The organism is Nocardia sp. BMG111209 (assembly GCF_000381925.1).
Taxonomy (GTDB): Bacteria; Actinomycetota; Actinomycetes; order Mycobacteriales; family Mycobacteriaceae; genus Nocardia.
The window spans coordinates 5,026,497-5,047,024 of sequence record NZ_KB907307.1 but is presented as its reverse complement, the minus strand read 5'-3'; the positions used below and the strand labels follow the sequence as shown (position 1 = coordinate 5,047,024).

The window sequence follows — 20,528 nt, the reverse complement described above, 5'->3', positions numbered from 1 at the left end:
AGCTGATGACGGCCGGGCGAACTCGCGATCGGACCGCCGTCATCGGCCCACCGGTCGCCGGGAGCTGCGTCATCGCTGTGTCAGGATGGCAAGAGCTGACACCGGATTCGGCACGCGGACGAGGAGATTCGGCGAGGTGACCAGTTCCGAGGGTGACACCCCCAGCGCCTTCTCCGGCGCCGCCGACGTGCCGTTCCTGCTCGGCGAACTGGGCGTCGACCCGCTCGCGGGCGAGCGTAGCGTCGAAGCGGTTGCCGTGCAAGAGGTCTCGTCGCCGCCAGTGGAGGACCCGGCGCCGGTGCGCGCGGCCGATCCCGAGCGGGCCGCTCGCCTGCGTGAACTCGGCGGCCTGATCGGCCGCGACCTGATCATGCTCGGCCCCGCGGGCTGGTCCCGGATGGAGGCGGTGTTCGCGCTCACCACGGCGGCCGAGGCGGGTTATGTCGGCTTCGTCGACGACCAGGGCCGGGTGGCCCGGGTGGAGCCCCCCGAGCGGATCCTGGCCGCGGTGCGCGATCATCGCCTCCTGTCGACGGCCGACGACGACGGACCGTGGTGGCGACTGCTGATCGAGGCCGAGGCCGGCCGCGGATTCGACGTGATCCAGGACGGTGGCGAGGAGCCCTTCCCCGACGACCAGTTGTTCGAGCCCGAGGCCTATCGGCAGGATCTGCGGGCCTTTCCGCGTCGGCGGCTGCCGGTCTGGCTGGCCGCCTACATCCGGCACGACGATCGTCAGGTGCGCACGCCCCGGCAGGCGGCCGAGGCCGTCCGATCCGCGCAGACGCCCGCGACCTCGGACTCCGCATTGCCGGATCTGCCCGCGCTGTGGGGGCGGTGGGCGATCATCGCCGCCGCCTTCCTGGCGCTCGGTTCGCCACAGGGGCCGGGGGTGACGCCCGCATTGGCCTGGTTCGAGGACGAATGGCGCAGTGGCTCATCGCTGTTCGTGCTGCCGGGGGGCCGGGCTGTACTGTCCGGGGGAGTGAGTGAGGCCCCGGAACTGTACGCCGCCTACAACTCCGGTGGTCCGCTGCCGGATCTCTATGCGGGAGCACCGGTTTGGGTCGCCGATCCGGTACTGGACCCACGCTCACGCGGTGGCCTGCTGTCGTTCTGCTACTGGTGGTCCGGCGGGAAGTGGTATCACAGTGGCGCAGTGAGCGATCCGGGCCCGGCACTGCCCCCGGTGCACAGCACCGCGGCGACCGTACTCGTGCTCACCGAACTGCTCGGCGCGCACACCCCGCCGCGGCCCGGCGCGATCTCGGCCCTGGTCCGCGCGGCGGAGGCAGGCAAGGTACGGCGCCCCGACCTCGCCGCGGTATTCGCCGGGGCCGACCACGATCTCGACAGCGCGTACTACCAGTTGATCATCGCCGGCGTCACGGTGGACTGAGCGCCGGGACCGGAAATCACACCGATTTAACGCCGCTGTCCCACCGCGACGATCCGGAATCGCTAGAGTCTGCGGAACTACGAGAGGTGACATCGAGATTGCCGTTGCAGCAATCTCGGGTGAATCACAGGTGAGTGATCGGAGCAGGTGTCATGACGAGCGGCGCGATCGTGGTGTATCCGGACCGACTGGCCGATGCGGGCCGCCGGCTCAGCGGCGGCGGATCCGGTTCCGCGCAGGGTGAACTCGCCGCGATCGTCGGCGAACTGACCACCCGGCTGCACGATTACGGCCCGCAGACCTGGGGGACGGATTCGTACGGAAGGCAATTCGCGGACGGCCGGGACGGATATGTCGCCGCGCGGGACAACCTGCTGACCGGTGGCACCCAGATGGCCACCGCGATCGGCTCGATCGGCCGCGGCCTGATCGACGCCGCCGGGAACTTCACTGCCAACGAGGCCTCCGGCCGCGAGAACTTCCGGAATCTGCGCGGCTGAACGGCTTCCGTCGTGTCGCTGTACCTGCCGGAGGGATTGCGCTGGCTGGGCTGGGTCACCGGCGCCGAGTGGCCCGCCGGTGACGAGGATCGCATGTTCGCGATGGCCCAGGCCTGGCTGGACGCCGCGGACAAGATCGAGCGGGAGGTCGTCCCGCTGCTGTCCACCGCGAGTACCGGCATCGCCCAGGCCTATCTCGACGGCGCCGCCGTCACCGCGGTCAACGAGGAGATGAAACAGCTTCTCTCCGGGGACAATTCGGTCGCCAAACTGGTCGCGGACTATCGGCAGATCGGGCATTCGACCCGGCACGCCGCGACCACCCTGGAACAAACCAAGATCATGATCATTATGGCGCTGACCATGTTGCTGGCCCAGATCATCGGAGCCTGGCTGTGGCCGCCCACCGCGCCCGGAGTCGAGGCCGCGGCGATCGGCTCCACCCGCGCCTTTCTCTATCGGATCACCAATACGGCGCTCGACGCGATCGAGCGGATCCCCGGAATCGGCGGATATCTGGTCAAGACCATCAAATTCGTCCCGGTCATCGGTGACCAGCCGGGCCGGGTCGCGGGCATCATCGCGAAACCGTTCACCGATCTGGTGGCGAAGGCGGCCCCCGGCCTGGCCGGTGCCGCAGGCAGATTGGGCGCCGACGAGGCACTGGCGTTGTCGCTGGCCAAGATGCCGGAACAACTCACGAAATTCCTGCTGGAGAAGGCCGTCAACAACACGATCTGGGCCGGCGGCCAGGACGTGCTGGTGCAGGGCATCCAGATGGCCGAGGGACACCGGGACGAATTCGACGCCAAGGAATTCGGGATGTCGGTCACGGCGTCGATCGGCGGCTGGTACGCGGGCGCGGCGGTCGCGACCTGGGCCGAGAAGGGCGCCGCCGCCTGGCTGAAATCGCTGGGAAAGGATGCCACCGGCGGTATCTGGGGCGCCGGGGCCGGCATGTTCGCGGGCGTCGTCTCGACCGAGGCCGCCAGCGTGGTGGGCGCCGGCATCGCGGCGGCCTGGACGGGCACCTTCGACGTCACCGGGCTGTGGCACGGCATGATCGGCGCCGCGGCGAGCAACAGCATCATGGGCGCTCAGCGCGGCTACATCGGGGAATTGGGCGCCGCCCCCGGAACCGGGGCGCGGTTCGACGCCGAGGCCCTCGGCCTGCATCCACACGGCGCGGACGAGATCGTCCCGCCGGTCCGCGCGCACGAACAGATCGGCTCGTTCGACGAGGTGCGCGAACAGATGCGGCAACGCCACAGCGAGGAACTGCGTGCCGCGGGCGACGACCGCGCCGCGGTCGCGGACCGGCAGCGCGTGGAGATGTTGCGCCTCAACCGTTCCCAGGTGGCGGAGAAACAGGCCGAACTGGACGTAGCCCAGGCCCGCGGCCGGGCGGTGGCGGCGGGTGCGGCGGCCCCCGAGGAACATCCGGACGTGGTGAACGCCAGGGCCCAGCTGACCGAGGCCCGCCGCACCGCCACCCGCGTCCGCGCCGACCTACAGGATGCCGCCGAAAACGCCGGCGCCGCACCGCGACCCGCGCCCACCGCTCGGGAACAGGTCGAGACCCGCGCGCTGCGTGGCCGCGGCGCGCTGACCGACGACGAGGTGCGGGTGCTGGCCCGCCTGGAACCCGAACTGCCGAACCGCTATCGGAACCAGGACATCGGCGCCCACCGCTATGTGCGGGACACCATCGACGAACTCGACCGCCGCACCGCGGAACTCGGCAACGCCGACGCCGAGGTGCGCCGCCGCTACGCCGCGATCGGCCCCGAACTCCACGAACTCGGCAACAATCGCGCCGCGCACGAGGAGGCGCTGACCGCCGCGAAGGACGAGCACACCGCTGCGATCGACCGAGTTCGTCAGCGGCAGGACGCATTGGACGCGGCCGGCGACGACGCCGCACGCGACCACGCCCGCCAACAGTTGCGGGCCGCGACCGAGGACCGGGAAACCGCCGCCCGGCAGGTCGACCGCGCCACTGCCCGTCTGGAACTGACCGACCGTCGACTGGCGGCTCTGCGCGGCCGCGACGATCCCGGCGGCGTGGCCGACCTGGACACCGTCACGAACCGCCAGTCCGCCGCCGCCGACCGCGCCGACCGAGCACGAGGCGAGCTCGATCAGGCACTGCGCCAATCGAATCGCCGGCTCGCCCACCTCCAGGACGAACACACGAATCTGGAGACCGAACGCCGCGACCTGCAGGACGCCCAGGCGAACACCCACGCCCGGATCCGCGACCTGGAGGACACCCGCCGCGCCGTCGACCTCGGGGATCGGGGCCGGATCGCACAACTCAACCGCCAGATCCGGGACTTGAACGCCGAATCCGACCGCCGAGCCACCGCGATCGCAGACCGCACAGCGGCTCTCGGCCGACTGGCCGAGTCCCGCACCCAGCTGATCGACGACCGTGCCCGTGCCCGCGCCGTGGTGGACCGTCTCGACAACCTGGGCCACGCCAGGGAAGACGTGCTGCTGCGCTCCGGCACCACCGAAATCCGCCTCCGCCGCGAACTGGCGGAACTCGACAAGAACCTCCGCTTCGAACGCCAACTGATCGACGGCGGCTACATGAGCGGTAAACCCAAGGCCCGCAAACACAAACTGGACCAGTCCATGCCCGACCCCTTCGTCGCACGCACCCCACCCCCGGAATCCTTCTGGCTCGACCCGGCCGGCACCGGACAACCGGGCGAACCCGATGGCCAGGGTCCGGGTGGGGATCCGGGTGGGAGCGGTTGGGGCGGCAGCGGTCCGGGTGGGAGCGGTTGGGGTGGGAGCGGTCCGGGTGGGAGCGGTTGGGGTGGTGGCGGTCCGGCTGGAAGTGGTTCGGGTGGTGGCGGTTCGGCTGGAAGTGGTTCGGGCGGTAGCGGTTCGGCCGGGAGTGGTTCGGGCGGTGGCGGTCCGGCTGGCAGTGGTTCGGGCGGTGGCGGTTCGGCCGGGAGTGGTTCGGGCGGTGGCGGTCCGGCTGGCAGTGGTTCCGGTGGTGGCGGTCCGGCCGGGAGTGGTTCCGGTGGTGGTGGTCCGGCCGGGAGTGGTTGGGACGACAGTGGCCCGGCGGACACCGATGGGGGCAACGGCGCGGACGACGGTGACCCGGATACGGAGGAAACCGACCGATGAGCGACAACGAGATCGACGTCGAGGCGCTGCTGATCGCCGGCGCGAGTCCGGATATCCCGTTCAGCATGGACACGTCGGCGGCGGCCGAGGGATCGGCGACCGCGACCGGCACGGCATACGATCCGCAGCCCGATATCCACGCGTACGCCGCCGAACTGGCCACCGACATCACCGACGTACTGCTCGGCGACGCCCCGCGGGGCTGGCAACAGCTGACCGTGGCCGCCACGGTCACCGTCTCCGCTATCGCGGCCGACGCGCTGTTCATTGATGCCGCAGGCGAATCCGTTCCGGCCGAGGTACCCGAGGCAGCGGCCGGTCTGCTGCGCCTGCTGCGCACCGTGACGACGCCGCTGTCCGAACATCCGTGGTGGCGAGTCCAGCTGCGACGCACCGCCACCGGACCGGCGGCCTACGAATTCGACTACGGCGACCGGCCGTTCCCGGTCAGCCAATTGCTGTCCCCGGCCGACTATCGCGCCGACCTCGAAGCCTTTCCGCGCGAGCGCCTCCCGGTCTGGCTCGCCGCCCACCTCGACGAACGGCGTCCGCAGTTGCGCACGCCCCGGCAGTCCGTGGTGCGGGCCCGCATCGATCGCGACGCGGGCACGGTCGCGGACCCGGTACGGCTGCTCCACCCGGACCTGCTGTGGTCCCGCTGGGCGACCATCGCGGCGACCGCCGCGGCCGTCGGCTCCGATTGGGGGCCTCGGATGCTCGGCGCCACAGCGGTGTTCGAGGCCACGAACGGCAGCGGCGCGACCCTGCACCGGCTTCCGGGCGACCGGTCGGTGCTGTCCGGCGGCGTGTGGAACGCTCCCGAACTGGACGCCGCCTACAACGACGGCGCCCCTATGCCCGATTACTTCGCCGGAGCGCCGGAATGGGTGTCGGCACCCGTGCTGAACCCGCGCGTGTTCACCGGCCTGCTGTCGTTCTGCTACTGGTGGGACGGCGCCGGATGGTATCGCGGCCGGTCACCGGCACCGGCCCGGATCGGTGCGGCGATCCCCGGACTGTGGACCGCCGCCACCGTCACCGACGTGGTGTGCGGGGTGCTGGGCGCGCACGCCCCCCGCTCCGCGATCGACGATCTGGTCGCCGCCGCCGAATCCGCCGCGGTCACCCGCGAAACGGTCGCGGCCGCCTTCGATCTCGGCGAGGACGCCGATCTGGTCGGCGCCTACGCCCAATTCGCGCTGGCCGGTCTCACGACCTGAGTCAGCTGGCCACCTGAGTGTCGTCGTCGGTCGGCCCGAACCGCGTGGACAGCCGGTAATGACCGGCCGCGACGAGCGTGTCGAGGGCCGCACGCCGGCTCGGGCACGAGCGTGGACAAGCGCGATGTACCTGCATCAGCCGATGCGCCTCCTCTAGATCCGCTGGCCGTACATCCGCAGTACAGATCTGATTGTCGGACACGGTGATCCACCTCCCCGCCGGAAGCTGAGCGTCACTGAACAGGACGCCCGTACTCCATGATCGCTCCATCCGGACGGCGACGCACAGCCGAAACCGACCCGTTACCAACTCTTTACGCGGTCACGGGTCGCCCGTTGCCCCGTGGTCGCCTAGGATTGCGGCCGCCGTCCACCGTTTCCGCTGCTCAGGTCAGCCGGAAGTTGTAGGAGGCGTAGCGGGGCTGGTCGCTGCCCGCATCCTCCCAGGAGTAGCCCTTGCGGCCGATGTGGTTCAGCCGGATCCGCGAATCCGCCAGGATCTGGAACCCGCTGCGCCGCGCCCGCTCACAGAACGCGTAGTCCTCGCCCAGGTACCAGTGGTTGTTGCCCTCCGGCAACAGCATCGGCAGGAAATACGGCACCGTCACCCGCCCGAACTGCTTGTTGCACCACGGCAGCCCCTCGTGCATCCGGATCGCCTCGTACACGCCGCGATGGGTGAACAGGAAACCCGTTGCCGCGTACTTGATCTCCAGTAGCCCGCCACCCTCACCGAACAGCACGTTCTCGGTGCCCGGCTTCAGGTGGCAGGCCAGCTCCCGCACGCCCTTCTTCACGTAGATACCGCAGACCAGCGGAAGATCGTGCGCGAGCAGCAGATCCACGGCATCGGCATCGAAACCGATATCCGAGTCGATCCACATGATGCTCTCGAACCCGTCCTGGAGGGCATCGGTGGCCATCTGGCTGCGCGCCTGATCGATCGCGGCGTAACCGGTCACCACCCGCACGGTGTAGCCGCGCCGCTCGAGTTCGTTGAGTCCGCGGCCGCACTCCGGCTCCAGGTACCCACTGCACGGGACCAGTACGACGCAGCGACGTGGATCCATCGTTGTCCACTCCATCCTCGAACCGTCGGTCCGCTGGGCGAATCCGCAGACAAGATCGTAAGCAGACCGGCGGGCAGGTGCGAACCCGCCCGTACCGCAACGCCACTCACCGCGACCGTCGTTTCCCGCACGACGGCATGATGGACAATTCCACCACCCTGCCGGACATTTCGAGATCCACCGCCGAAAAGTACTTTCCCACAAGCGCCTTACCCGGCGGCCGGGATTCGAAATCACGAAGTGCGCGAGTTCGGCGATTCCGACACGCATTCGGCGCCGAAAACGCGCTGCGAAAGAGACACGGTGCTGTCGTTTCCGGCCGCCGGAGAACTACCCGCGGCGACCCGCACATGCCCGGTGTCACAATCCGCATGCCCGGGGTTCACTCGTCGGGTACGGTGAAGCCAGGCATAGTGAAAAGGGGGCGTGTCGAGGTGGGCGGCACAGACATTCGAAAGCGCGGGCGATCGTACCGATGCGCTTCCGCGATCAGATGACAGCCATTGCCGGCGCGCATCGCCGGGCGGGCCCACCGCCCGCCGCGAACGCGCGCAACTGACCGGCATCCGGAGCGCCTCCGGAGCTGCCGCGGCAATGGGAGGGACAGCGGCTGGTAGTCCGCTGCTCGACCGGCGGGCCGGTGCACCCCTCGGCCCGGGTCCGCCGGTCGAGACTTTCCCGCTACCATCCATCACCGAAAAACACCGCACATATGAGGATTTCGATGACCGACCCCTATGCCGGTAACGGCGCCCCGCCCCTGCGCTTGGCGCGCGTGTACAACGGGCGCGACGACTCCGGTCGCCCGGTCGTGGATCGCCCCGCGATCGACTCGGAAATGCGTGAGGCGCTGCTGATCTACCTGGAATCGGCGCCGGTCGTACTGGCGGCCCGGAGTTTCGCCGTCGACGAGTTCACTCCCGGGGAGCGCGACGTCCCGATGAATTACCGCACCGACGGAACGTGGATCTGGTCCGGTTCGGTGTCGCACTATCTCCGCAAACACGGACTGTCCCCGGAACCCGATCTGGCCCTGCACATCCTCGACCGCAATTTCGACCTCGGCGAAGTCGACGACGCCACAAAGGATCTCGCGGCCTCGGTCATCACCGGCGGCTGAACGCCGCGACAGCCGGGTGCGTCGCCGCGCCGCCCGCGTTACGATCGGCCCTGCGTGCGACAGAGAGGCCGGCATGGTGGGCGTGGACTCATCGGGATGGTTGTGCGTGGACATCGGCACCGCGGACACCGTGGCCGCGATGGGCTACGGCCCCCACGGCGAACCGAAAGCGGTACCCCTCACCGACTCCGGCGACCTGCTGCTGCCGTCCGCGGTATTCGTGCACTCCTCGACGGCGATGGAGGTCGGCGGTGCGGCGTTGCACCGCTCCCGCACCGTACGGGACGGCGTCACCATCGCCCCCAAACAGCGAATCACCCACGGCGACACCAGCTTCGAGGTCGGCTGGAGCAGTGTCCCGCTACGGGCCGCCATCACCGCCCTGCTCCGCGCGGTGATCGCACGGGCCCAACAGGTCTCGCAACGCCCGGTGACGGGAATCGTCCTGACCCACCCACAACTGTGGTCCCCCCAACAGGTCCAGATCCTGTCCGCCGCCGCCGCGGACATCGGCCTGCCGCGACACCGCATCCGCACGGTCCCCGAACCACTGGCCACCGTCCGCTTCCATCAGCGCACCACCCCGATCGCACCGGGCCGCCGCGTCGCGGTCGTCGACTTCGGCAACGGCTCACTGGATGTCGCGGTCCTGATGGCCGCCGCCGACGGATCGTTCCCGCTGCTGTCGGCCCGCTCCGACGAAACCCTGAACCTGACCGTGATCGACGCGGCCGTCCGCCGCTGGATCGACGACCACCTCCGCGACATCGACTCGGACCTGGCCACCGCACCTGCCGGCGACCCCGAGGCCGACGACCCGTCCTTCGCCGACACCATCCGCCTCGCCCGACACCGACTGACCACCAACGACAGTGCGACACTGGTGATCTCCGCCGGCGCCGAGGACGAGAAGATCACCCTCACCAGAGACCGATTCGACACCCTCGTCCACCCGTTCGCGGTCCGCCTCGGCGACCTGGTACAGGAAGCGCTGCACCTGGCCGGCGTACGCGGCCGCGACGACCTGCACGCGATCTACCTCACCGGCGGCGGAACCCGAATTCCGCTGGTACAACACCGATTGCAGAGTTTCGGCCCGATCGCCCGCGACACGGAACCCGAGACGGTGACCGCCCGCGGCGCCCTGTGGCTCCCGGACTCACAGTCCGCCACCGCCGCACCGATCGGCACGCCACCCCCGGTGACCAGCCGAGCCCCCGATTCCAGCGGTCTCACCGGTCCCCTGCGCCGCCTGCCACCACTACAGGTGTGGCAGGCCGGCAGCGCCGGCCCGGACACCGCCGTACCGGAGCCCGCACCACCACAATTGAAGGAGGTGATGGCCAACCGCCCGGCCCCGGAGCGCATTCGGCGCCGCCTCCGGCCCCTCGTGCTCGCCACCCTCGCCGCGCTCCTGATCATCACGGTCGTCACGATCACCGTCCTCGCCACCACTCGCCCCCGCCCCCTGGCCGGCTCCGTCACCGGCACCCCCGTCGCCCCCTCCTCCATTCCGCCCGCGGCACCGTCGATCCGCGCCACCGTCCCGATCGGCAACAATCCGATCGACGTCGCGGTACGCTCCGGCTCCGCCTATGTACTCGGCGCGGACGCCACCGTCTGGATCGTCGACCTGAAGTCCCGCGCCCTACGCACGGTGGTCCCGCTCGGCCGCAATCCCACAGCGCTGGTGACGGATTCGCGATACCTCTACATCTCCGCTGCCGACAACCGAGGCCACGGTTTCGTCCTGGTGGTCGACGGCGCCGCCGGCTCGGTACAGGCCAGTATCCCGGTCGGCACGGATGCCCGCCGCCTGGCGATCGATCCCGATCGCCACACGGTGTACGTGACCACCTCCGACGACCGCGACGCCGAACTCGTGGCGATCGACACCACCACCCGCGCGGTCACCGCCCGCCTGCGCCCGGACGGTGGCGCCCGCGACATCGCGATCAACTCCTTCACCCACACGCTCTACGTGCTGCCCGCGCCCGACGCCCGCGATCAGGCCCTGCACATCGTGGACGGACTCACGCTCACCGCGACCGGCACCGTCGCCATCCCCGACGGCGCAACAGGTTTGGCGATCAACCCGAACGTGCACACCGTATACCTCACGGCTACAACCGGTTCCACCACCGACGTCACGGTCGTGGACACCACCTCCGCAGCCGTGGTCGCCACCGTCCGGACCGGCCCAGCCGCCACCCGGGTCGCCCTCGATACGGGTAACCACTCCGGCTATCTCGCGATCACCGACCCGAGGGCCCCGAGACTCACTGTCGTCGATACCGTATCCGAAAAGGTCACCGCCACAGTCCCGCTCGACAAGGCCGCGACGGCCGTCACCGTCGACCCGGCCGACCACACGGTCTGCCTGGTCGGTGACGGCGCGCTGTGGATCGTCGGCGACTGACGGGTTGGCGTCCGCCACGGCACCCTGCACAATGTGTGACCGAAGGCCCGGAATGCCGGGTCCCGCGCCGCTGGGCCTCCGACGGGATGCGCAGCGAGTACGCAACGCAGGGGGAGCGATCGAATGTGGCGTTCACGAACGGTATTCGGCAAGAGGCGAATTCGACGCGGGGCCGGATTCGGTACCGTCCTGCTGAGCCTGGCGGTCCTGGCCGGATGCGGCACCACGGTCTCGGGACATGCTGAGCCGCGCGCCGATACCGCGCCGTTCTATCTGGCTGTGGTGAATCTGCTGAGCCAGCCGGTGGCCCACTACACCGGCATCTCGGCGGACGGAAGTGCCAACTGGGACCTCCGCGCCACCGACAGCGGCGAATCGCTCGGCTCGCTGACCCGAGGTAACCACCGGACCGACCTCCTGACCGCGGGCAACCGCACCTACGCCAAACCACCACCGGACGCGCTGCCCACCCTGCCCGGCAGCGTCGGCCGTAACAACGTCGCGGGCCGATGGCTGACCGGCGCGGACGATCTCACCGCGGGCCTGCCGCGGGGCTCGTGGTCGTCCCAGACGGTCGGCGCGGCGTTGCTCAACGCCCTGGACACGACTCCCGAATTCCCGCGCATCGGCGACCCCACCGTGCCGGTGGGCAACGACCGGGCCGTCGAGGTCACGACACCGGTTGGCGTTCTGGATGTTTCGGCGACGGAGCCCTACCGCGTCCTGCAACTGAAACCCGCCCCCGAGGGCACGAGAGTGACCCCCGCCGTGCGCCCGGCGGCGGCGCCGTCCACCACCCCGGACCCTGAGGATCCGGACGCCCCGCACGGACCACTGCCGGTGAGCGAATCACCGCTGTCCGACGATGTCGGCCCGATCGTGTTCGTCCCCATGACATTCGCCGACATGGATCGGACCTACGACGACCTGATCGCACAGACGCGCACCCTGACGGACGCGATCGACGTCGGCATCGACTTCCACTTCGACCAATCGGGCGCACTGAGCTGCAACACCACCAGCTGCACCGTAACCGCCAACGCCACCACCTCGACCACGGCCACCCGACCAGCCACCCTGTCCGGCACCGTAACCGCGTCGATGGCGGCCACGGTCACCGTGAACGGCCGCCCCGCGGGCGGATGCGGTGACACCCGGGCTCTCCCGATCAACGGTTCCGGCACCTTGAGCTGCGTCGATCCCGAAGTGGCCGCGGTAGTTTCACAGATCAGTGCCGAAAACCAGGCCCAAGCCGACGCCCAGGCGAGAGCCGCCGGTCACAACGTCTCGGTTCCCTACACGATCAACTACAACGCCCACATCGAGATGACGGCCCTGGCCGGCATCCAGGCCGTGATCGATCTGGTGGTGGCCACCCAGCAGAACGAGCAGCGCGCCATCGAGAACCGTGCAGGCCCGTGCAGCCGCAACAGCTTCGTGGCCGGCACCGCCGTCCTGATGGCCGACGGCACCACCCGCCCCATCGAAACGGTCGCCGAGGGCGACGAAATCCGCAACGCCGCCCCCGGATCCCCTGCGACCCAACCCAACCGGGTCACCGCAATCCACCGCACCGACGAGGACCGCGACTTCGTCCGCGTCACCGTAGCGGGTCCGAACGGCACCGGAACCATCGAAACGACTGCGGCCCATCGTTTCTACGACACCACCACCGCCACCTGGACCGAAGCCGCCACCCTCACCCCCGGCGACCACCTCCAAACCACCACGGGCACAGCCGTAGTCGAAGCAGTAGACCCCTACACCGCCACTACCCGCACCTACAACCTCACCGTCGAAGGCACCCCCACCTTCTTCGTCGTCACCAACGGCACAGCCGTCCTGGTGCACAACTGCACCTACACAATGGTGCCGTACAACGGTGACGAGCTGAGCCGCGCGGCATACCGCGCACGCATGGCCAACGGACCGTATTCGCCGAAGCGGAATGTGGCGGCTGCGAAGGTTCCCGGCTGGAACGACCCGACCACCGGCGATATCGTGGTCGGATTCAGTAAGGGCAGGCAGGGCGGCACGGTCGTCCACGCCGAGGACGACATCATGAACACATTGAAAGCCAAGGGTGTCTCCCCGGATCGAATCACTGCGCTCTATACCGAGCGGCAGCCGTGCTCCGAGAAATGCGAACCGATGCTGGAACAGACCCTGAAACCGGATGCGGCCGTGACCTACTCGGTGCCATGGGGAGACGACCCCCTGCTACGACAAGCTGCTGACGAGCTACTCGCGAAGCTGATCGAGCAAGCGGGTGGCGGCTAGAGGCAAGTGTGCTACGAGACGCTCCCCGATAGGCTGACGTGATGGCAGGATTCGAGCAGGTTCCCGAGGACGAACTTGCGCAGCGCTGGGAACTGGCTGAACGGGTCGTATCCGAGCTGCGTCGCGCGGGGCTGCCGTCATCCCTGTTCGGTCGCGGCGAACCATCGATCGGCGCCGTGGTCGCAGTGGACAGCGGTATCGACACGCTGGGTGGCGTCTGGGTCGATTGGCGCGTCGGTGCCGACCTCTCCGCAGTGATCCACGAAGCTGTGCTGTCGCGTCGCTCGGATGAACCGGCCCTGCAACACTTCGGGAACATCACCCAAAATATGGCACGAGCGATTGCGGCGATCCTGCGATCAGCCGGCCTCCGTGCGGATACGGGTTCGAACGAGGAAAGTCCGAATTCGGTCTCGGTCGAGAATTGATGTCCTGTGACCACGGCCGGGTCCGGCCTGGCCACCGCCGTCACCTGATCGACTTGTTCGGAAACGGCTCGGACACAGATATTCTGGGCGCCCGATATCAACCGCCCCTCGCAGGCGCGACTGCCGACACCCGTGGCGCGCTGGGCTGAAGTTGGATGACGCGGCGCGGGCTTCCGCCGTCACGGTTAAACTCTCGTCCTGCTCGTACCGCATGTGGATGAGGGGGGACATGGCCGAGTTGGCCAAAGGTGATCGGTTCGCCGGTTACCTGATCGAGAATGTGCTGGGTCGCGGTGGGATGGGAACGGTGTACCTGGCGCGTCATCCGCGGTTACCGCAATGGGTGGCGCTGAAGCTGCTGGCACGGGAGGTCTCGTCGGATGCCGAGTTGCGCCGGCGATTCCTGCGCGAGGCGGATGTCGTTGCGCAACTGGATCATCCGGGCATCGTGACGGTCAGCGATCGCGGCGACGACAACGACCACCTGTGGATCGCGATGCAGTACGTGCACGGCAGCGATGCTGCTCGGCTGGATGCGCGAACGGTGGCGGTGGAGCGTGCGGTCCGGATAGTCGCCGATGCAGCCGCGGCGCTGGACTATGCACACAGCCGGAATATCCTGCATCGGGATGTGAAGCCGGCCAACATCCTCCTCACCGAGCCCGATATCGGCCGCAAGGAGCGCGCAGTGCTCACCGATTTCGGCATTGCCAGGCTCGTCGGCGCCGACACACATCTCACTGCCACGGGAACCTTCCTCGCCACATTGGCTTTCGCCTCGCCGGAGCAGTTGTCCGGAGAACCGGTGGATCATCGGTCGGATCAGTACTCTCTGGCTTGCACGCTGTATGCGTTACTCGCCGGCGCGTCGCCGTTCGCGGCCACATCACCGGGGCAAGTGGTCGCCGGGCATTTGACCAGGCCACTGCCTCGACTGCAGCAATCGCGGGGCGATGTGCCGGACCGGGTCGACGCGATACTGGCTCGTGCCACAGCCAAGTCCGCATCGGAACGATTCGACAGTTGCGGCGAATTTGCGAGCGGACTCGTCGATTCACTGCGGAATGCCCGAACCGTCGCCACAGCGACGCCGACGCTGGGCGGGAGCCTTTTCCGGACCCCGGTTCCTTCGGCGCATGCAGCCCGGTCTGCGGTCGGCTCGCAACCGCAGGCCACCCCACCGCCGGTAGGCCACAGCATCAGCGCATCCATCGGCGCACGTCGGCGTATTCGGAGCCGGGTGCCGGTCGTCGTCGCGGTACTGAGCGCACTCGCCTTGGCCGCGGTGGCGACGGTTGTCGCGGTCCGGCATTTCGGTTCGGACGATTCCGGGTTGGCGGTGCGCGCGACGGTGCCGATCGGCAACTCTCCCAGTCGAATGGTCGCGACCAGCAGTGACGTGTACGTACTCGCCGACGACGGCAAGTCCATCTGGACTGTCGATGTCGCGACCGGCACCGTCAGCGGGATTCGTCGGTTCGACATGTGGATCAACAGTATCGCCGCAGAAAATGGCGTCTACGTATCGACGACCATGAAGGACAACGGCGGTGCGGTGCTGGCGATCGACCCCGAGCAGGGCACTGTTCGGGCCAGGATCCCGGTCGGTCAGGAAATCGTGGACGACATGGCATTCGATGCACTCGATCGGCACCTGTATGCATTGTCGGCGGATGCCGGCGGCGGTTCAGCGAATGTGAATGTCATCGACACCGCGGCGAACGTCGTCACCGGTCGAATCCCACTCGATCAGGATGCCGGGATGATGGTCGGGGACCCGACTTCGCACAACGTGTTCGTCGGTACTCATGCGCACGGGAACGTACATGTCACCGACGAGATCTCCGTTGTCGACGGCAGTACCGGATCAGTCGTCAAGAAGATTCCGATCGGCGAGGACATTCTCGCGATGGTGTACAGCCCGGACGCCGAGGCCCTGTATGCCTTGAAGTCCACCCCTGCGTCCGTGTCGGCAGACCCGCTGAAAGCCATGCCTTCGAAACTGCTGGTGATCGATATTCATTCCGGTTCGATCGTGAACACCATCGACTCCGGTACCGGCGGAAGCGATATTGCTTTCGACCGGAAGCGACACCGACTGTATGTCGCGAACACGGATGCCGCCGATCCACGGGTGACCGTGATCGATACTGCCGCAAACAAGGTCGTGGCCTCCGTACGGACACCGGCCATGCCGACAACGACCACCCGAGCAGGCGTCGAGCAGGCGGTGGCGAAACCCGGCGCGGTGGCCGTGGAGCCGATCGAGGGCACTGTCTATGCCTTGAGCAGGAACAGTGCCGACTGGAATTCCGGCTTGCTCTGGAAGATCTCGTGACAATAAGTTCGAAAGGATTCGCCGTTCGCGGACTCACCGCCGCAGTACAAATACGGAGTCTTCTCCGGCAATGTACAGGGCGGCGGATTTCTGGTCGAAGGCCATCGGTCCCGATCCGTATTTTCCGGCATCGATGGATACCCGGTCGACAATGGACCTCGATGCCGTGTCGATCACGGTGAGGCGCCTTTGCTCGGGTGTCAGGACATACAGACGGTGGCGGGTGGAATCGACTACCACTTGATGTCTGTCCTCGGGTCCGGAAGGATCTCTTATGTGATCGACGATCCCGTTCGTTCGGGTATCGATCACGAATACACCCGACTTCGTTGCCGCGTAGGCCTCCTGTCGGTCGGAATCGAACGCGATGTCGAAGACGAACTCCGAGGATCCCGAGTCGTCGAGCGGCATGGTGATCGTGTGTGTGCCGGTACCGGTCAGATCGATGAGCGTCAACGATCTGAAGTAGGTATAGGCAATGTGTGAGGCCGGATCGATCGCGAACGTCGGCCCACCGAAATCCTCGTGGACAGGCACGAGACTACGGGACGCCGGATCGATACGGGACAGATGACCGGGCCTGTACTGATTATCGGGGCCGAGAGCGCCCGGTTTCGGTGCGATGTTCCGATCGAGGACGTAGGCGGTGTGCGACGACGTATCGACAGCGACTTTCGAGGATTCTGCGAACGTGGGTATCGAGGCCACCACGGACAGCGTATCGGTATCGACGATCACCACGGCGGCGGCATTGCCACTGCCCATACAGAATTGAGGGTCGGACAGGACGTATGCGAGATGGGTGCTCTGGTCGACGGCAAGAGAACACAGGTGCCCGGACACCCGGACCGATCCCCGCACGGTCCGGCTCGCCGTGTCCGCGACCGAGAGCATTCCGCTCTGTCCGTCGGCGATGTACAGCGTTCGGCCGTCGGAGTCGATCGCCAGCGCATCCGGTGAACCGATGCCGGTGATCGTCGGATAGGCCGATGCGGCGGCATCGTGCGGGCCGGATCGGCCGTGCACCAGGATCGCGATGGTTGCGATCACCAGAACCACCGCCATCACGGCGATACCGATGACCGCCGGCTTGCGTCCGTCCGGCCGACCATCGGAACGCGCATTCGCCGTGGAGAATTCGAGGTCGTGCCGGTTCGGCGGGCCGGTGTCGACAGGCGGTGGCAACGTGCGAACAGTGGTCGCGGCAGTATCCGGGGACGGCACATCGATGCGGGACGGCGGAACGGCAACCGGCCCACTGCGCAGTGCCGAGGTCAGAGCAGATGCGAATTCGCCACAACTGCGGAATCTTTCGTGCGCGGACTTCGCGGTCGCCCGTTCGAGCACCTTATCGAAGGCCGCCGGCAGGTCGGGCCGGGTTCGAGTGATCCAGGGTATCGGCCGGGTGAGATGTGCCGCGATCATCTGCGCGGGCGCTGCGGCGGTGAACGGACCGGAACCCGTGAGCAATGCGAACAAGGTGCAGGCCAGCGAATACTGGTCGGTGCTCGGATCGACCTGCTGACCGGAAAGCTGTTCGGGGGAGGCGAAAGCCAGCGTTGCCAGCACTTCACCCGCATCGGTCAGTTGCGTCGCGTCACGCAATCGCGCAATTCCGAAATCGGTGAGCGTTGCCCGCTCGCCACGTCCGACATCGGCGGGCGCCAAGAGGATGTTCGAAGGCTTGACATCTCGATGAATCACCGACTTGCTGTGCGCGTAGTCGAGTGCGGCGGCGGCCTCGCCGATGATACGAACCGCCCGATCGGCCGTCACCGACCGCGGATCCACACGCCCCGCGTCGGTTCCGTGCACATAGCGCATGGCGATCCACAGGTGCCCCTGGTCCTCGCCGCGGTCGTTGATCGGAACGATTCCCGGATGATCCAGCAGTGCAACGACTTCCGCCTCCCGGTGGAAACGTCGGCGCAATTTGTCGTCGGCCGACACCTCACGGGCCAGCAGCTTGAGAGCCACCGATTGTGGCAATCGCGGATGCCTCGCCAGGTAGACCGTTCCCATCCCGCCGTGCCCGAGAACACCGTCGATCCGGTAGCCCGCGAAGACCTGGCCGATGGACAACCGGCCCGTCATGACATCACCATTCTGCGAGACTCCCCCTGTCGCCTGCGATGAACCGGGCGAACGGCTGCACTGTATCCCATTCGCGCGAATCGGGCTGATACGGGGCCGGTTACACTCGGTCTGCGCCACGGGTCGAAAGGGGTTGTTGTGCAGGGGGTTGCATTACCGGGCTGGCTCGCGGTCGATTTCGGTACCGCGTGCACGGTTGCTGTCCTGCTGGACCGGAACGGAGCTCCGCATCAGTTGATGCTGTCGGACGACAGTCCGGAGATGCCGTCCGCAGTGTACGTCGAAACACCGATGCGGCTGTTCGCGGGAACCGCTGCAATCGAATACGCACGCGGAGCGGTGGACTGCCTCATCGCGCAACCCAAGCGAGAAATAGCCGCCGGGCACAAGGAGTTTCGTGTCGCATCGGGAGCGGTGCCGGCCGAGAGCGTCGTGGCGGCGATCCTGTGGGTGGCGGTGCTGCGAGCCGAATCGGCGAGCGGTGCGCGCCCGAGGGGAATTGTGCTCACCTACCCCTCCGCCTGGTCGATGGAGCAGATCGCGACGCTCACCGGCGCGGCGCGGCTCGTCGGCTTCGGCACCGATGCCGTACGAATCTCCTCCGAAGCGTCGGCCGCCGTCTACAGCGTCGGCGAATTGCCGTCCGGAACTCCTGTCGCCGTAGTGGATTTCGGTGAAGCGGCGGTCCGGGTCACGATCCTCGTCTGCGAAAACAGGGGACCGGCCCGCATACTCGTGACCCGGAGCAGTGCGGAATCGGGTGGCGAGGTGTTCGACGCGGCGATTCGCCGATGGACCGACATGCAGATGGCGCAACGGAACCCGGCGTTGTTCGATCTGCTCGGCGCCGGTGCTGGCACGCCCGCCGACCTTGCCGGTTTCCGGGCCGCCGTTCGAGTCGCAAAGGAACGGCTGTCGAGGGAGACGGTCGCGACCATCGAGGCGCGCGCCGGGGACCTGCAGGAAACCCTGGTGCTCGAACGCACGGAATACGAGCGCTCGATCGGGCCCGATATCGCTCGGGCGATGGGTCTGTTGCGCAGTGCTGCCGAGGAGGCTGGGGTTGTACCCGCCGGACTGCACGTCGTAGCGATCGGCGGATCGGTGCGAGCTCCATTGATCGCGAACAGATTCCGGTCCGCGGCCGACAGGATCGTAACCGGCGATCCGAAACTGACGGCTGTGTTGGGTGCTTCGGGTGCATCGGTGCCGAGTCCGAGCGGGCAGAGTGTCACATCATCTCGTGCTGCGCCCCTGGCCCCTGTTGCGCGCGGAGATGTTTCGACCGGTGAATTGTCCATCCCGGTAGCACCTTTCGCGGACAACCCGACGCCTACTTGGCTCGTCGGAGAAGATCCACACTCACCGACCGTCGCGGTCGAGGTACCGACCTTGCGATCGAGAGCTGCGAATCGGCCCCGGCGTCGGGGTGGAATCGTCCTTGTCGGCGTGCTGATCGCAACAGTCGTGGTTGTGCTGGCAGCAGGTGGATTGGTCGTTTTCGAGTCAGTTCGTGGAAAGCCGGTCTCGGCGCGCCCAGCAGAAGCGACTCGTCCGGCCGCAGCGGGATCCCCGAGCACGATGAGTGTCAAGGCGACGATTCCGATCGACACCACCGCGGCGGGGATCTCGGCCTCCGCTGACACTGCGTACGTGGTCGGCACCACACAGGTGTGGATCATCGACACGAGGACCGGCGCGGTTCGCGCGGTGGTCGACACCGGAAAATTGTTGTCCGCTATGGTCGTCGATCCTGCGACCGGACTGATCTATGCCACGGCGAGTGACTGGGCGTCCAACAGCACAGTCGAAATCATCGACCCGGCGAGGAAGGCGGTCGTCGCATCCGTGCCTGTGGGTCAGCAGGCGACGAATATCGCCCTGGATTCCGACCTGCACCGTATATATGTCTCGACTCTGGGTTTCGATGATCGAGCCGGGTTGGTAATGCTCGACACCACCAGTCATGCCGTATCGGGGTCGGTTCCGGTGGATACCCAGGTGGTCCGGATCGTAGTATCCCCGAACGAACACGCCGTCTATCTGGGAGTCGGGAAATCCGACCGCAACACCGCAATAGAGGTGCTCGATCAGCAGGGCAAGGTCTCGGCGAAGATTCCGCTCGGCCCGCCGATCAGGAGCATGGCCCTGGATTCTGCGACGGGCAGACTGTTCGTCGCCGACGAAACGGGCACGGGTGACCGCTTCGATACCGAGTTGAGTGTGGTGGATCTGCGGTCGGGTACCGTGACGGCACGGGTTCCGACCGGTGTTTCGGGCTACGACCTGGCCTTCGACCCGGCAGTGAACATGATCTACGTGGCCAATTCGCATGTGCCGGACGGGCAGTTGACCGTAGTCGACGCCAAGGCGGCTTCGGTCGTTTCGCATGTTCCCGTGAGCGCCGGTAATGGAGTCCGAGATCGTCCCGCATTCGTCACTGTCGATCCCGCGACGCATGCGGTCTATGCAGTGGGTGACAGGTCGGTGTGGGTGATCGCGCGTTGAGGAAA

Annotated in this window: 12 protein-coding genes; 10 read left to right on the top strand and 2 right to left on the bottom strand. The window is 67.4% G+C overall.

Annotation, left to right across the window (positions count from 1 at the left end):
* Window positions 1-136: 136 nt before the first annotated feature.
* From G361_RS47180 to G361_RS47170, 4 genes are all read left to right on the top strand, one after another.
* The gene (locus tag G361_RS47180; protein WP_019929537.1) at window positions 137-1,399 is read left to right on the top strand and encodes a hypothetical protein; all 1,263 of its coding nucleotides are present in this window, start codon (window positions 137-139) and stop codon (window positions 1,397-1,399) included.
* Between the two features lie 152 nt (window positions 1,400-1,551).
* Complete coding sequence (locus G361_RS0123345; RefSeq protein WP_019929536.1) at window positions 1,552-1,899, top strand: hypothetical protein; 348 nt, start codon at window positions 1,552-1,554, stop codon at window positions 1,897-1,899.
* 12 nt (window positions 1,900-1,911) lie between these two features.
* Window positions 1,912-5,046: a hypothetical protein gene (locus G361_RS47175; protein WP_019929535.1), complete on the top strand. Its 3,135-nt coding sequence runs from the start codon at window positions 1,912-1,914 to the stop codon at window positions 5,044-5,046.
* Window positions 5,043-6,266: a hypothetical protein gene (locus G361_RS47170; protein WP_019929534.1), complete on the top strand. Its 1,224-nt coding sequence runs from the start codon at window positions 5,043-5,045 to the stop codon at window positions 6,264-6,266. The genes G361_RS47175 and G361_RS47170 overlap by 4 nt, the downstream gene beginning before the upstream one ends.
* 386 nt (window positions 6,267-6,652) lie before the next feature.
* Here G361_RS47170 and G361_RS0123330 read toward each other — a convergent pair whose 3' ends face one another.
* Entirely contained in the window at window positions 6,653-7,351 is a 699-nt protein-coding gene (locus G361_RS0123330) for a hypothetical protein (protein ID WP_196814534.1), read from the bottom strand.
* A 709-nt stretch (window positions 7,352-8,060) separates the two neighbouring features.
* Between G361_RS0123330 and G361_RS44590 the strand changes: the two genes are divergently transcribed.
* The 5 genes from G361_RS44590 to G361_RS47165 all read left to right on the top strand — a co-directional run bounded on the left by G361_RS44590 (window position 8,061) and on the right by G361_RS47165 (window position 15,921).
* A complete protein-coding gene (locus tag G361_RS44590; protein ID WP_019929532.1) occupies window positions 8,061-8,456 on the top strand; it encodes a hypothetical protein in 396 nt (131 codons plus the stop codon).
* A gap of 82 nt (window positions 8,457-8,538) precedes the next feature.
* Complete coding sequence (locus tag G361_RS0123320; RefSeq protein WP_196814533.1) at window positions 8,539-10,875, top strand: Hsp70 family protein; 2,337 nt, start codon at window positions 8,539-8,541, stop codon at window positions 10,873-10,875.
* 123 nt (window positions 10,876-10,998) lie between these two features.
* The gene (locus G361_RS0123315; RefSeq protein WP_026343399.1) at window positions 10,999-13,155 is read left to right on the top strand and encodes a nucleic acid/nucleotide deaminase domain-containing protein; all 2,157 of its coding nucleotides are present in this window, start codon (window positions 10,999-11,001) and stop codon (window positions 13,153-13,155) included.
* Between the two features lie 41 nt (window positions 13,156-13,196).
* On the top strand, window positions 13,197-13,583 hold the full coding sequence (locus tag G361_RS0123310; RefSeq protein WP_019929531.1) for a hypothetical protein: 387 nt from the start codon (window positions 13,197-13,199) through the stop codon (window positions 13,581-13,583).
* Window positions 13,584-13,812: 229 nt separating this feature from the next.
* Window positions 13,813-15,921 carry a serine/threonine-protein kinase gene (locus tag G361_RS47165; RefSeq protein ID WP_019929530.1) on the top strand — a complete coding sequence of 703 codons (2,109 nt, stop codon included), beginning with the start codon at window positions 13,813-13,815 and terminating at the stop codon, window positions 15,919-15,921.
* A gap of 33 nt (window positions 15,922-15,954) precedes the next feature.
* Here the strand turns inward: G361_RS47165 and G361_RS47160 are convergent, their stop codons facing one another.
* Window positions 15,955-18,015 carry a serine/threonine-protein kinase gene (locus tag G361_RS47160; protein ID WP_019929529.1) on the bottom strand — a complete coding sequence of 687 codons (2,061 nt, stop codon included), beginning with the start codon at window positions 18,013-18,015 and terminating at the stop codon, window positions 15,955-15,957.
* 138 nt (window positions 18,016-18,153) lie between these two features.
* Here G361_RS47160 and G361_RS0123295 point away from each other — a divergent pair, with 138 nt between their 5' ends.
* Complete coding sequence (locus G361_RS0123295) at window positions 18,154-20,523, top strand: Hsp70 family protein (RefSeq protein WP_019929528.1); 2,370 nt, start codon at window positions 18,154-18,156, stop codon at window positions 20,521-20,523.
* The last annotated feature ends 5 nt before the right edge of the window (window positions 20,524-20,528 follow it).

Bases quoted from the DNA above. Each gene is read 5' to 3' on its own strand.
- G361_RS0123345 (WP_019929536.1), top strand. From the start codon at position 1,552: ATGACGAGCGGCGCGATCGTGGTGTATCCGGACCGACTGGCCGATGCG.
- G361_RS47170 (WP_019929534.1), top strand. From the start codon at position 5,043: ATGAGCGACAACGAGATCGACGTCGAGGCGCTGCTGATCGCCGGCGCG.
- G361_RS0123330 (WP_196814534.1), bottom strand. From the start codon at position 7,351: ATGGAGTGGACAACGATGGATCCACGTCGCTGCGTCGTACTGGTCCCG.
- G361_RS44590 (WP_019929532.1), top strand. From the start codon at position 8,061: ATGACCGACCCCTATGCCGGTAACGGCGCCCCGCCCCTGCGCTTGGCG.
- G361_RS0123315 (WP_026343399.1), top strand. From the start codon at position 10,999: ATGTGGCGTTCACGAACGGTATTCGGCAAGAGGCGAATTCGACGCGGG.
- G361_RS0123310 (WP_019929531.1), top strand. From the start codon at position 13,197: ATGGCAGGATTCGAGCAGGTTCCCGAGGACGAACTTGCGCAGCGCTGG.
- G361_RS47165 (WP_019929530.1), top strand. From the start codon at position 13,813: ATGGCCGAGTTGGCCAAAGGTGATCGGTTCGCCGGTTACCTGATCGAG.
- G361_RS47160 (WP_019929529.1), bottom strand. From the start codon at position 18,015: ATGACGGGCCGGTTGTCCATCGGCCAGGTCTTCGCGGGCTACCGGATC.